This window comes from Chloroflexaceae bacterium, assembly GCA_025057155.1.
Classification (GTDB): domain Bacteria; phylum Chloroflexota; class Chloroflexia; order Chloroflexales; family Chloroflexaceae; genus JACAEO01.
Genome location: JANWYD010000015.1, coordinates 1 through 11505, shown reverse-complemented (window position 1 = coordinate 11505; position 11505 = coordinate 1). Strand labels below are relative to the sequence as shown.

General features: G+C 63.0%; 12 protein-coding genes. All 12 read left to right on the top strand.

Annotated features, from left to right (window positions below; translation table 11 throughout):
- Positions 1-108 precede the first annotated feature (108 nt).
- The 12 genes from NZU74_14190 (at position 109) to NZU74_14135 (ending at position 11400) form a co-directional block, all read left to right on the top strand.
- Positions 109-336, top strand: a complete 228-nt coding sequence (locus NZU74_14190; protein ID MCS6882480.1) for a DUF433 domain-containing protein — start codon at positions 109-111, stop codon at positions 334-336.
- Positions 337-710: 374 nt separating this feature from the next.
- Complete coding sequence (locus tag NZU74_14185) at positions 711-2936, top strand: hydrolase (GenBank protein ID MCS6882479.1); 2226 nt, start codon at positions 711-713, stop codon at positions 2934-2936.
- The gene (locus NZU74_14180; GenBank protein ID MCS6882478.1) at positions 2936-3613 is read left to right on the top strand and encodes an RAMP superfamily CRISPR-associated protein; all 678 of its coding nucleotides are present in this window, start codon (positions 2936-2938) and stop codon (positions 3611-3613) included. Before NZU74_14185 ends, NZU74_14180 begins: the two co-directional genes overlap by 1 nt.
- Complete coding sequence (locus NZU74_14175; GenBank protein MCS6882477.1) at positions 3613-4779, top strand: CRISPR-associated RAMP protein Csx10; 1167 nt, start codon at positions 3613-3615, stop codon at positions 4777-4779. The genes NZU74_14180 and NZU74_14175 overlap by 1 nt, the downstream gene beginning before the upstream one ends.
- Before the next feature lie 15 nt (positions 4780-4794).
- Positions 4795-5280, top strand: coding sequence for a hypothetical protein (locus tag NZU74_14170; GenBank protein ID MCS6882476.1), 486 nt, complete (start codon positions 4795-4797; stop codon positions 5278-5280).
- Positions 5273-6082: a CRISPR-associated RAMP protein Csx7 gene (gene csx7, locus NZU74_14165; protein MCS6882475.1), complete on the top strand. Its 810-nt coding sequence runs from the start codon at positions 5273-5275 to the stop codon at positions 6080-6082. The genes NZU74_14170 and csx7 overlap by 8 nt, the downstream gene beginning before the upstream one ends.
- Before the next feature lie 6 nt (positions 6083-6088).
- A complete protein-coding gene (locus tag NZU74_14160) occupies positions 6089-7123 on the top strand; it encodes an RAMP superfamily CRISPR-associated protein (protein MCS6882474.1) in 1035 nt (344 codons plus the stop codon).
- Entirely contained in the window at positions 7120-7581 is a 462-nt protein-coding gene (locus NZU74_14155; GenBank protein MCS6882473.1) for a hypothetical protein, read from the top strand. The genes NZU74_14160 and NZU74_14155 overlap by 4 nt, the downstream gene beginning before the upstream one ends.
- Entirely contained in the window at positions 7578-8546 is a 969-nt protein-coding gene (locus tag NZU74_14150; GenBank protein ID MCS6882472.1) for an RAMP superfamily CRISPR-associated protein, read from the top strand. Before NZU74_14155 ends, NZU74_14150 begins: the two co-directional genes overlap by 4 nt.
- 186 nt (positions 8547-8732) lie before the next feature.
- On the top strand, positions 8733-9902 hold the full coding sequence (locus NZU74_14145) for an ATP-binding protein (protein MCS6882471.1): 1170 nt from the start codon (positions 8733-8735) through the stop codon (positions 9900-9902).
- Positions 9899-10576, top strand: a complete 678-nt coding sequence (locus NZU74_14140; protein MCS6882470.1) for a hypothetical protein — start codon at positions 9899-9901, stop codon at positions 10574-10576. Before NZU74_14145 ends, NZU74_14140 begins: the two co-directional genes overlap by 4 nt.
- Before the next feature lie 353 nt (positions 10577-10929).
- On the top strand, positions 10930-11400 hold the full coding sequence (locus NZU74_14135) for a nucleotidyltransferase domain-containing protein (GenBank protein MCS6882469.1): 471 nt from the start codon (positions 10930-10932) through the stop codon (positions 11398-11400).
- The last annotated feature ends 105 nt before the right edge of the window (positions 11401-11505 follow it).

Genomic DNA, 11505 nt, shown 5'->3' with positions numbered 1-11505 from the left:
AAGCCACGCGCCCTACTATCATGGGTGTAAAATCAAGCTATACTATTCGCCCAACTCTTGCAGGATCGAACGGGGTTTGAGATAGTCTTCTGGCTGAAGGAATGCGCCATGAACTGGATTGATTATATTACGGTCGATCCATCCATCTGCCACGGCAAGGCGTGCATCAAGGGCACGCGGATTATGGTGTCTGTGATTCTGGACAATCTAGCAGCCGGCCTGACAATCGAAGAAATTATGCGCAGTTATCCCGCTCTTAGCCGAGAAGCCGTTGCGGCGGCGCTCGCGTATGCCGCTGAACTCGCCAGCGAACGGGTAGTTCCTTTGCCTGCATAGAACATATGGCAGACGTCCCGCGTTCAAACTTGATGAGAATATGCCTCTCGAAGTAGCGAAGCATCTGCAACGAGCAGGCTATGACGCGACAACAGTGTAGGAAGAGCTTGAGCGGCTCTCCCGACACGGTAATTGCAACGATCTGTCAAAACGAACAGCGGGCGCTGCTTACGCTGGATGTAGGTTTTGCGAACGTTCTGAGGTACCCGCCCGCACGATACCCTGGCATCATCGTGTTGCGCCTCAAGCGACAGGAACGATCGCACGTGCTGGAGACCATCGCTCGCCTGGTCGCTCTGCTTTCCACTGAGCCATTACAAGGACGCCTGTGGATCGTAGAAGAAGAACGGGTCAGGTAAGAGGTTAAAGCTACTATGACGGAACCTCACGACTTTGCGCCACAGATTGCCAGATATCTGGCCCATCCAGACGAGCCGCCGCAGACGCTCCTCGATCTGGTGCGCGAGGTGCTGGCCATGCCCGAGGCGTGCCCGCTCGTCGCGCTCCAGGAGATGCAGCAGCGCATTGACGCCGACCCGCTGGCCCGGCGGACGATCGGCCTGGTCTACGGCGGGGCGACGAAGATCAAGGGCTACGTCTTTGAGGCTCCGAAGCTGCCGGAGATCCGCGGGGCCAGCGCCCTGCTGGACTGGGTGGGCGAGCAGGGCGTCAACCGGATCTGGCGCAAACATCTGCCCGTCGCGACCCCCGCTGATACCCTCCATCCCGCTATCGTCTACGCTGGCGGCGGCTCGTTCCTGGCCTTCGCTCCGGCAGAACTGGCTCCCGCGCTGGCGACCGCCGTCGAACGCGAATACACGACCCAGACCCTCACCGCCAACAGCGTGGCGGTGGCCGCCAGCTTCAACCTGCTGGAGTTGCGCTACGGGCGGCTCTACCCCGCCGGGCGCCAGGGCGAACCGTACTGGGTCGAACGCTTCCTTGCGGATTGCCAGGACGAGCGCAAACGGACCGCCCTGCTCGAATACTACTATCCTCCGGAAGGCGTCGCTTCCGGGGACACGAGCGACGAGGCATTACGGAGGCGCTTCTTCAACCGCAAGACCTTCGGCGAGCTGGTGACGGTGCTGGCGACCATGTTCAACCGCCGCCGCGACGAGCGCGCCAGCCACGGCGAAACGCGCAGCCTGCCCCATTACGCGATGATGCCGTGGGCGGAAAAGTGCCAGAGCAGCGATGTGCGTCCCGCGGTGATAACCGCGCGGGTTGGCAACGATGATCGTCTCCTGAGCGAGCCCTCGGCGCGCAAACTGGCCGCCGGGCGGGCCGTCAAAGGCGTCGAGATCGGCAGCCTCGCTTCCGACCTGAAACCCTGGAAGGTGCCGCAGGATCTTGAAGCCAGATCCTGGGAACGGCGCTGGCTGGACTATCTCCGAAGCGAGGAAGGCCGGCGGACCGCCTACGCCGTTGATCTTCAGGAACGTAGCGCCGATCCAGCGAAAGATCTGGCCGACATCGGGGCCGCCTCGACGCCAGGGCGCTACATCGGCCTGATCTACGCCGATGGCGACAACATCGGGCGGCTGATGGCGACCCTGGCCACGCCCGCGGCCTATCACGCCGTTTCCCGGGCCTTGAGCGACGTGGCCCAGAATGCCGTCTTCGCCGCCCTGGCGCGCCATCTGCGGCCCGTCGAGGCGCGGGACGAGGAAACCGGCAATCGGCGCCCTGTCCACCCCTTCGAGATCCTGACCATCGGCGGCGATGACCTGTTTGTCATTGTGCCGGGCAGCAAGGCGTTCGATGTTGCCCTGAGCATTGCCCGGAACTTTGAACGCGAGTTGACCGGGCGCTTTAAGGAACTGGAACGGTCCGTCGGGCTGTCGGTTCTAACGTCACAGCGCATTCCAATGCGCTACGCCGGAGACGATGTCACGGCAAAGGAACTGGGTGAGTTCTTGCCCTCGGTCGGGCTTTCGGCGGGGGTGTTAATCGCCCAGGAGAACACGCCCTTCTTCTTCCTGCGCGACCGGGTCGAGGAACTGCAGAAGTTAGCCAAGAAGCGCGCCAGAACGAGCGCAAAGCAGAGCTTCTATGGCGGAGCGGTGGACTTTATGGCGATGAAATCCATCACCATGGTGAGCGACGATATTGCCGCCTTCCGCAAGGAGGCCCTGGGCGACCACAAGGAGAGCCGGCGCCGCCTGACGGCCCGCCCGTATACCTGGGCCGAGTTCGCCGGCCTCCTGGCGACCGTCCGCACGCTCAAGCAGGCTCGCATGCCCCGTTCCCAGCTCTACCGCCTGCGCCGCGCGCTGGACGCCGATCAGGGCGACAGTGTGCTCGTCAGCACGATGGAGTACCTCTACACCCGCGCCCGGCTTGGCAAGCCGCTTGATAAGACCCTGCTGACCCATATCGAGCAAGCCTGGTGCTATCCATCGGTTGGCGCGACAGGCCGCATCGGTATGCCGCCCTGGTCGCCCTGGCCGAAGGAATGGACCGAAAAGAACGGCAAGCCAGCCTACGAGACGATCTGGCCCGATTTGCTGGAAGCCTATGAGTTCGTGGAGACCGACGGCCACTCCCAGGTCGCGCCGGAGGGGAATGCAGCGGAACCATCTGTTGCGGAGGCGTAATGGAGCTACGGATCGCGTTAACCATCACCAGCCGCACCCCTGTCAGCGTCGGGGCCGGTGGTAGCGTCGGCGCCCTGGCCGACAAGAGTATCGTCCGCGACGGCTGGGGACGCCCGATCATCCCCGGCTCTCAGGTGAAGGGCAAATTGCGCTGGGCCGCCGAGCAACTGCTGCGCGGCCTGGGGCAGGATGTTCCGACCCCATTTGAAGGGCCGAAACGCGAGGAGTTGCCCACCCTGGTCCGTGACCTCTTCGGCAGCCCCCGGCAACGCTCGCCGCTCTTCTTCGCCGATCTGCCCGGGGTGATCGGCGACCCGGCGCGCCTCGACGCCCTGCGCGACAGCCCGGAGCAGCGGCGCAGCCAGATCCGGCCCTCGGTGGCCCTCGACCGCCGGCGCCGCACGGCCGCCGACAATCTTCTCGTCTTCCAGGAAACCGCGCTGGAGACGACCAGCTTTTATTCGGAACGGGCCATCACCGGCAGGGTTGATAGCCTGGATCACGTGGCGCTGCTGTGGGTGGCGGCGGGCCTGAGCACCCGCTGGGGCGGGGCCAAATCGCGGGGTCTGGGCTGGGCCGAGGTGACCGCGCGAGTCTGGGTGGATGGCGACGAACGGAGCGCCGACCAGTTGCGCGCGGATGTGCGCGCCCTGGTGGCAGGTAGCGGAGGCCGGTAATGCTGCTGCTCACCTTTGATCTCGAAGCCCTGGCGCCGCTGACCTTTCCCGAGCGCAAGCCCGGCGTGCAATTCAACGCCAGCCTGCCCTACGTGCCCGGCGCGGCGCTCTTCGGCGCCCTGGGCCAGATCTTCGGCGCTCAAGCCGCGTTTGATGAGGCGCTCTTCCGCGCCATTCGCTGCCACAACGCCTACCCGGCGCGGCCGGAAGACCCCTGGGTGCGCCCGCTCCCGGCGACCGCCATCCAGCCCAGGGGCGTGGACGAAGGCGAACACGTCGCCGACTCGCTCTACGCGCGGGTGTGCTGGGAGCGCCAGCAGCCCCCGGCGCTGATCTATGCCCCCACTGATATCGATGGACGGCCCTGGGAGGCGGTGGGCCAGAAGTTCTACACCCTGAGCGGCGACCGTCTCCAGTACTGCAGCGTTCAGCAGCGCGTCCTGACGCGTGTGGGGATCAACCGGCAGCGCGGCACGGCCGAGGACCGGCGCCTGTACTCGCTGCTGGCCATCCGTGAAACGACGGAAGTCAAAGCCGAAGGAGGCTCGCGCCGCGCGCCGACCCGCTTCCGCGGCAGCATCGCGCTGCCGGATGGCAGCGAGGAGCGAGTGCGCCGGACCCTCGCCCAGATTACCCACCTGGGCGGGCGGCAGACCAGCGGGTTGGGTGCGGTGAAGGTCGAAGTGTCTTCGACCGATGCTCGTGCCGATGAGGCGCGGCAGGTACAGCAACGAGTCGCGGCGATGACGCGGCGCTTTCGGGAGCAGGCGCAGTTGTACGAGGCTCTCGGCGGGGCGCCGTGGCCGATTACAGGCAGCATCTTTACGCTCAACCTGCTCGCCGATGCGTTTCTGCTCGAACACGGCTGGCTGCCCACGCAGGAGGTGAGCGCCGAACAGCTTAAAGAGTTGACCGGCATCGAGGCGGCCCTGGTGCGCGCTTTCACCACCACCAGAACGATCGGCGGATGGAACGTGCTCTGGCAGCGCCCCAAGCCCACCGGCGCGGCGGTGGCGATGGGCGGGGTGTTTGTCTTCCAGACCGACCGGCCGCTGAATGAGGAGGATTGCAAGCGCCTGGCGCACCTCCAGCTTGACGGCATCGGCGAGCGCCGCAACGAGGGCTACGGTCAGGTGCGCGTCTGCGATGAGTTCCATCTACGCTAACGCCAAGGAGCGATCATGAATACAAACGCGTTGGAACCCGCGATCCTGCGCCGCGATCTGCTGCTGCAGGAGGCGATTGATCAGCAACTCGACACCCTGGTGCGCCAGGCGAACCGGACCGCGGCGCTTCTCAAAGACACCAGAATGGAAAAAAACCAGTTGCGCAACGTGCTTAACGTCGCCGTTACCTCACGCTCGCCAGAAGTGGTGATCAACTTTATCCGCTACCAGATTGCCCGGGAGCAGGACAAGTGGAGCCGCGACCGGGAAGGCTTCGGGCATACAGTGATCGAGGATCTGCGCGGGATCGTTGATCGACTCGCCGCTCGCGTCGAGGAAACCGTCAAGAAAGAAATGCCCGATGCGCCGCAGGCGGAAACCCTGCGCCACAGCGCCTATGTGCGCCTGATGCAACTCTACCTCGGCTACCTTAACCGGGCCTTCTATTACGGCAAGGAGACCGGTGATTTTGAGCGACTACGGGAGGGCGCCAATGCCTGACGAACTGGACTATTCCTTCGCTGCGCTGCGCAACCGCCTGACCGTGCGCGGCGAACTGGTGGCGCTGAGCGGGCTGCGCATCGGCGCCGGCCGCGAAAGCGGCGTGGTGGGCAACGACCTCCCGGTGCTGCGCGATGCCTTCGAGCGCCCGTTCATCCCCGGCGCATCGCTGAAAGGCGCCTTCCGCGCCCGCGTCGAGGCGCTGATCCACAGCGCGGCCCCTGACCAGGCCCGCGACCTGGAGGCCATCGAGCAGCGCATGCGCAATGGTATGGCCGAAAAGCAGGATGCCGAGATCTGGCGCGAATCGACCATGATCGAATTGACCTTCGGCGCGCCGTGGGTCGGCGGGCGGATCTTCTTCAAGGACGCCCCGGTGAAAGCGGATCTCTGGTTCGGGCAGTTCGAGGTGCGCAATGGCGTGGCGCTCAACCGCGATACCGAGACGGTCGAGCAGGGGCTGTTGTACGACTACGAAGTGGTCCCCGCCGGCACGCGCTTCGAGATGGAACTGGCGCTGGAAAACGCCGCCGACTGGCAGTTGGGGATGGTGCTCCTGGCGCTGCAACCCTGGGAGCGCGGCGACGTGCAGATCGGCGGCTTCCGCAGCCGCGGTCTGGGGCACGTGCGACTGGAGGGGGTCACGCACAGCTACATCGCCTTGCGCCCCGGCAACGCCGATGATGTTCTGGCCTTTCTCGACGGCGCGGGCGACGCGCCGACCGCGGAGCAGATCGCGGCCTGGAAGCGGGCGTTCCGGGAGGAACTGCGCCGCCGGGCCATCGCGCAGAGCAGGGGGTAAGCAGCTATGCACAAGGCGACGTTTCTCGAAGGAACCATCAACCTCACCATCGCTCCCGATGGGCCGATCCTGATCAAGGCCGGCGAGAGCGGCGGCGCCGACCCGACCCTGCCGGATATGGAGTTTGTGCGCAGCCAGAGCCGCATCTACCTGCCCGGCCCCTCGCTCAAGGGAGTGGTGCGCGCCCAGTGCGAACGTATCTGCCGTTCGCTGGACGGCCCGACCCGGTACGACCTGGCGCGCCAGCGGCGCGGCGACGACGAGTTTATTCCGCCCCTGGCCGATAACCCGCTGGTCGAACGGAAGCGTTACAAGCCGTATACGCGGGGCGGCGACGAGATGCGTTTCTCTTCGGGGATCTATTTCGAGGAACTGCGCAGCAACAGTAACGCCGCTGGCGATACTGCGCTGATCTACCGCCGTTCTTCGCTGGTGAGCCAGATCTTCGGCCACACCGGCCTGGCCGGGCGGGTGCGCTTCGCCGATGCCTATCCTACCGGGGAGGTGCTCATTGAGGAGCGCAACGGCGTGGCGATCGACCGCATCTACGGCTCGGTCGCGGTCGGCCCGTTTAACTACGAAACCGTGGTAGGCGGGGCCTTCGCCACCCGCATCGACTTCAAGAACCTGACCCTGGCGCAACTGGCCCTGCTGGGCCTGGCCCTGCGCGACCTGGCCGAGGGGCGCGTGGGCATCGGCTTCGGCAAGTCGCGCGGGTTGGGGCGGGTGAAGATCACCTTTGATTCCCTGCGCATCTTCTACCCGACCTGCGAACTGGCAAGCGGGGCATTGCGCCTGCTCGACGGGCGCGAGGCGGCGCCGGCGGGCAAGCTGGCCGGCCTGGGCGCGCTGTGCGCCGATGGCCGCTACCAGGGCTACGCTCTGCCGCCGCGCGAGGTTGATCTGGCCGATCTTCCCGAAGGACTGGCCTGCCAGCCCGACGAGATCATGGGCGTGAGCCTTACGGCTACGGGCGACGAGCAGGTCCGCGCCATCTGGAAAGCCTGCATGCCCGCCTGGCGCTGGGAGGTCGGCCTATGAAAAAAGGCTACCTGTACCGCATCGCTCGGGCCGACTCCGCGCGCGTCCGCGAGCTGGCGGGGGAGGTTGTCGGCCTGCCCTGCTGGAGCTTCGGCGGCGCGGCGCTGTGGGATCTCGACCCCGGCAAGGGGACCGACAATCTGCGCCCGATCAGGGCGCTCGGCAGGCTGGAGGATCTTGACCTGCGCGGCGACCTTGGCCACATCTTTTCGGCCCGCGCCGAGGTGCGCTGGAAGCGGCGCGACGACGGATCCTACGACGTGCTGGTGCTGAGCGAACAGGCCCTCAGCATCACAGGATTGCAAACCCTGGGCGAAGAGTGGGACGTGAGCGAGCCTCCGGCGCGCAACAAGATCATCCAGACTGGCCAGTATCCCCCGCTGACGTACCTGACCTATCACGCGCCCAACGGCGCCGCGCAATTCGTGCGCTACAGCCACCCCGAGGTGACGCCATGACGAACCGCGACCGCGGGCGCGGCCCGCAACAGCCACCCTTGCCCAAACCCTACGACTTCGTGCCGCTGCCAGCAGGTAAACCGCAGCGCCAGCCGCCCGCCGGTCACCACCGCTACCAGCCCGGCGCCCTCAGCGGCACGCTCCAGGCGGTCATCGTAGCCCGCTCGCCGGTGCACGTCGCCTCGGGCATTCTGGAGCAGGTTCCGGGCGATCGGCAGTATCCCCTGGTCAAGGGGCACTTCCGCACCGGCGGCGTTCCGGCCATTCCGGCCACCTCGCTCAAAGGCTGCGTCCGCAGCATTGTGGAGGCCATCAGCCGTTCGGCGGTACAGGTCACCCGTGCCCAGGCCCTGCCGAACGACTATCGTCCGCCCCGTTCCGCCGAGGAACTGGACGTGGCCCAGCGCATCTTCGGCGCGCTAGGGTACCAGGGCCTGGCCCGCTTCGCCGACGCGCCGCTGCGGGAGGGGAAGGTGATCACCGTGCCCACGCCGCAACTCTTCCGCCCGCGCCCCGAGGCCATGGACGCCTACTTCGACGGGCGCACCCCGCGGGGGCGCAAGTTCTACATGCACGGCAAACTGGCAAAGGGCAACCTGCCCCTGGAAGCCTGCGACGTGGGGAGCCGCTTCGACCTGCGCCTGGACTTCAGCAACCTGACGCCGGGCGAACTGGGGCTGATCCTGATCGCCCTGGGTCTGGGCGAGCCGCGGCTATGGCCCAAGCTCGGCGGCGGCAAACCGGCCTGCCTGGGAACGATCGAGGTGCTTGAGCCGCGCCTGACGCGCGATGACCCTCAGGCGCGCTACGCCGACTTCGACGCCGGCGCCGCGCCGCTCGACGTCGCACCCCTGATTGCCGCTGCCCGTGAGGAAGGACTGGCGCTTGAGCCGCAACTCAAGCGTCTGGCCGAGACGCTGCGCTGGCCGCGGGAGGATCGAGAGTGCCCGGATAGGAGTTATTGAGCTTTGTTCAGAACGGCAACCTATCTATCTCTGTGTTGATTGTCACTGGTCGCAGTCATCACATCTTAGAGAACTGCAAACTTATAGGATTGCGCTTTGCTAACTGTGACCACGTAGTATGGGGAACGGAGGTCTGTCTAATCCGTGTTGATCTCTTGATCGATGTAGTTGGTTTAGGCGGCAAAGGTGCCAAAACGCCGTGGAGTATCGTCATCAATGGTTTCTGTCTTGACCATGGATGAACTTAGGTTAAGAGAAATCATCAAAAAACCCGAGGGGCCAAAGCTTGAGTTTAAGCAGGCTTTTTATCAATTAAATATCCAGGATGCTAATATCAGAAACCAGCATTGGAGCGAGTTTATAAAAGATATCCTTTCAATTGCAAATGGAAATATTGGCTTCGCTTCTCAGGAGGGATATCTTATTATTGGTGTAGGCGACTATTTGGGTTCAACAGGGAGGCGTTCGCTTTATTCATGTGCAAACGTTGACGTTGATATACAACAAGCCCTGCGGAAGGTTAACGAGATCTCCCGCCCTCCCCTGCCAAATCTAGATGTGGATCGAGTTAATATAGATGGGTGTGAGATTATTGTAATAACTGTTCCAGTTACTCCTCATTTGCATGAAACAACAAGGGATTTACGGACGACGGGCCGCACGTTTCCTGAGGGAACGGTTTTTATTCGCCGCGGTGATGATATTCGAAATGCCACTCAGCAAGAGAGAGAGGATATTCTGAGAGAGAAGAAAATCGCTTTTCCATCTCCCCTAAAAGAGAGGGAAATAGAGATCATTGAGAATAGAATCGATCTGCTAAGAATAACACGGGAGCAAAAAAGAGGCGAACCTTGTGAGAGTAATACCGATCAGAGTAATACCGAGTCTGAAATTGATAAGATTAGCGTTCAGATAGACTTTTTGGAAAAGAAGCTCTCTTTTCGAGAGAAGAAGCGGACAGGAAAGACATGTATTAAGTATGCAAAGGCGATTATTAACCGTCCGGAGTTTACTGCCGACGCTGATATTGCAGATGAAGCGAGAGAAGAGGTTTTACGGGCGTTGAAGGAAGCTATAAGAATGGGCGAGAAAAGCGTATGGGTGTATTATCAGATAGTGCGATTGCTTGATCAAAGTGAATTATTGCTTGACGCTTATGATTGGGGTTGTGAAGCTATTGAAAGCGGATGCATCGAAAAGGATTTACATCAACTTCATCTAAAGATATGTCTTTCGATACGAGAACTATATCCGGATTATCGTGATGAAGCCGGAGAACATATTTCGTATCATAAGCAACAGCTATGCCGGATCTTGAACGTTGCATCAGTAAATGACTGGGGAGAACCAGAATGATCTCCTTCTCTACCGCAACCGCCGAACTCCTCGCCGCGGATCTGGCGGGGGCCGGGGTTGACCCCAACGAGGCCCAGAAGGCCCTGGCCTACCTGTGCAGCAAGCGCGACCCGAAGGCCTTCTTCGACTATTTGCAGGCCATCGTCACCAATGGCCAGGCGGTGATCCGCTCGCGGCAGACCCTCGACTACTACCGCAACCTGCAGGGCGCCTGCCAGCGCCACCTGCGCGGCATGGCCTACGAGGAGATGGCGCTGACCCTGGGGTGGGCGCTGCGGTTGCTGCGCTACTACCGCGCCGTGCCCTGGGCCGCCGAGGAGCAGGCCGCCGAGCGACGCGCGCCGGGCCAGGCCCCGCGGCAGGCAGCAGCCGCCAACGCGGGCGCGGCGACGGGCGCGCGTCCGCAGCCCGCGCCTCCTGCCGCCCCTGCCCGCGAGCTTCCGGCGGTCGGGGCGACCTTTACCGGCAAAGTGATTGAAGGGGACGATCAGTTCTTCGCGATTGAGGTGCCGGGCTTCAAGCCTGAGCGGGTATTGGCATTGCTGAAGATCGAGCCAGGGGTGCCGAAGTACCGCGTCGGCAAGGACAGCGCGAAGGTCGAGGTCACCGGCATCCGCGAGACCAGAACGGGCAAAACCGTCCTCGATGTGCGCCGCCCGGCCAAGCAGGGATAGGGGAGGTTTCAGTTCCGGGCGTTCCAGGTTGAGAGTTGCTCTATCTTCCCCTATAGCTGGCGTGTGGAGGTGTGGGGGTGTGGAGGTGTGGAGGTGTGGAGGTGAAGGCCAGATTATCAGGCGGGTTTGAAGCGCGCTATGCAGAAAAGAGTCTGGCGCTTCAACCGGGTTGCCGCTGGCGCTCAGCAATGGTACGATTAACAACCAGTCGAACGTGATGCGCCTGAAATATAGATCCGCTCGCGATGCACCGATCAGCGATCCCAAAAAAACTACTCACATCCGATATACTCTTCCTCTCAGCAACCTACCGTTTCTTCCCAGCGTTGGGCGGCTGAGCGCAGGTATGAGCTATGGTTGATCGAACTCAGGGTCAGGCAATTAATGCCATTATCCGGGCCATTGTTGAACGGCTGGTTACGGATTATCAGCCTGAGCGCCTGATCTTGTTCGGTTCATTTGCCGCCGGTGAACCAGATGCGGATAGCGATATCGATCTGCTGATCATCAAAACAACCACCGAATCTCCGTTGGAACGGCGCGTTCGGGTACGCCGGTTGGTTGCCGATCCAGAACGGCGTGTTCCTTTCTCTCCACTGGTGCTGACCCCTGAGGAACTGGAGCAGCGGTTGGCGCTGGGTGATCCGTTTTATCAAGACATTCTCGCGCGCGGAAAGGCCAGGATGCTTACTTTACAGGCTACTGAGTACTCTGTGAACGAAGGTTTTCGGCATCTCCGCCCCCTCCCCGACCCTCCCCCGCCGGGGGAGGGAGTCTGGCGCCTCCTGGGAGGGGGGCGGAAAGGCCGGGAAACTTCCTTTTGAGTACTCTGTGAACGCAGGTTTGCGGCACCTCCGCCCCCTCCCCGACCCTCCCCCGCCGGGGGAGGGAGTCTGGCGCCTCCTGGGAGGGGGGCGGAAAGGCCGGGA

What these genes read in the sequence shown, in the direction of transcription:
- NZU74_14190 (MCS6882480.1), top strand. Translation starts at nt 109, where the DNA reads ATGAACTGGATTGATTATATTACGGTCGATCCATCCATCTGCCACGGC.
- NZU74_14185 (MCS6882479.1), top strand. Translation starts at nt 711, where the DNA reads ATGACGGAACCTCACGACTTTGCGCCACAGATTGCCAGATATCTGGCC.
- NZU74_14180 (MCS6882478.1), top strand. Translation starts at nt 2,936, where the DNA reads ATGGAGCTACGGATCGCGTTAACCATCACCAGCCGCACCCCTGTCAGC.
- NZU74_14175 (MCS6882477.1), top strand. Translation starts at nt 3,613, where the DNA reads ATGCTGCTGCTCACCTTTGATCTCGAAGCCCTGGCGCCGCTGACCTTT.
- NZU74_14170 (MCS6882476.1), top strand. Translation starts at nt 4,795, where the DNA reads ATGAATACAAACGCGTTGGAACCCGCGATCCTGCGCCGCGATCTGCTG.
- csx7 (MCS6882475.1), top strand. Translation starts at nt 5,273, where the DNA reads ATGCCTGACGAACTGGACTATTCCTTCGCTGCGCTGCGCAACCGCCTG.
- NZU74_14160 (MCS6882474.1), top strand. Translation starts at nt 6,089, where the DNA reads ATGCACAAGGCGACGTTTCTCGAAGGAACCATCAACCTCACCATCGCT.
- NZU74_14155 (MCS6882473.1), top strand. Translation starts at nt 7,120, where the DNA reads ATGAAAAAAGGCTACCTGTACCGCATCGCTCGGGCCGACTCCGCGCGC.
- NZU74_14150 (MCS6882472.1), top strand. Translation starts at nt 7,578, where the DNA reads ATGACGAACCGCGACCGCGGGCGCGGCCCGCAACAGCCACCCTTGCCC.
- NZU74_14140 (MCS6882470.1), top strand. Translation starts at nt 9,899, where the DNA reads ATGATCTCCTTCTCTACCGCAACCGCCGAACTCCTCGCCGCGGATCTG.
- NZU74_14135 (MCS6882469.1), top strand. Translation starts at nt 10,930, where the DNA reads ATGGTTGATCGAACTCAGGGTCAGGCAATTAATGCCATTATCCGGGCC.